The 1,159-nt window shown below is 51.5% G+C and carries 1 protein-coding gene; it reads right to left on the reverse strand.

Translation table 11 applies throughout. The annotated features are described in order from the left end of the window. Positions 1 to 18: 18 nt before the first annotated feature. Positions 19 to 1,056 (reverse strand): IS630 family transposase, encoded by a 1,038-nt coding sequence (locus L6R44_RS24805; protein WP_237425701.1) that lies wholly within the window; start codon positions 1,054 to 1,056, stop codon positions 19 to 21. Between the last annotated feature and the right edge of the window lie 103 nt (positions 1,057 to 1,159).

Genomic DNA, 1,159 nt, shown 5'->3' on the forward strand with positions numbered 1-1,159 from the left:
GCTAAATAACTTCGCATATTACCGCTCCACTTTGGCCAGGCCATGTTGATTGCCGGGAAACGGTGAAGTGGCATTCATAAATTGTGCTACCTGTTTCAGTAACTGCCATATGTACCGACAGTGATGATTTCTCGTTATGGTTTCGTGTAACGACAACCACAGTCGCTCTATCGGATTCAGCCACGGCGAGTACGTCGGCAGGAACAGCAACCGGAACTTCGGGTTTTCTTCCAGCCAGCGTTCCACTTTGCGGCTTTTATGGATGATGTAGTTATCCACCACCAGTGTGATGGTTTTCGCCCGCCTGTATGTACGGCGTAACGTTTCTAACAGACTGATAAATAAATCAGAACTCTTGCTGCTGCCACTGACGTAGTGAACCCGTCCCGTACCTGAATGCAGTGCGCCTGCCAGATAATGCTTCTGGTTCTGTCCCGGCGTGGCGATGCGTTTCTGTTGCCCTTTGGGCATCCAGTCAGCGCCTATTTTTGGATTCAGGTCGATGTCGACTTCATCCTGATAAAACACAGGATGTGCAGTCTGCTCCTGAGCCAGCGCCTGCTCGATGACAAGCCGTTTTTCTTCATAGTGCGGATCTTTGATTTTCAGCGTTGGCGCTGCCCTGCGCCAGACCATATCTGCCTGCCTCAGATATCGGTGTAGAGTGGAGCGGTGCAGCGTCACATCAAAAAGTCGGTTGACGACAAGCGCCAGAAGCTCCGTGCTCCAGCGTGAGCGCAGCCAGCCAAAATCCTTCGGGGAACGCTGTACCAACAGGGGCAAGAGCTGGAGGATATCAGCGACTGGCCAACGCGGAGCACGTCCGGGTCTGAGGCTTTTTAGTCCTTCAATACCATGTAAAGTAAACCAGTTTATCCATCGACCAACGGATGAGCGGGCGGCACAGAGTAATCTGGCAACGTCGGTGACGGTCATTCCCTGATGCAGCATCAGCATGGCGATAAGTCGTCGCGCATGGTTTTTATCGTGGGTTTGTTGGGCCTCTTTGCGCATCAGTTGTCGTTCTTCATCAGGAATTGCTGCTATGATCGGCATCGCTCAGTCCGGTTGGTGATTTGTGATGTTTGGCGATTGATCAGATCGCACAATCCGGGCTGAGTTCCCTTTCAGTGATCTACTATTTTGCGAAGCTATTTAG

It is taken from the genome of Enterobacter cloacae complex sp. ECC445, assembly GCF_021892025.1.
Lineage (GTDB): Bacteria > Pseudomonadota > Gammaproteobacteria > Enterobacterales > Enterobacteriaceae > Enterobacter > Enterobacter chengduensis.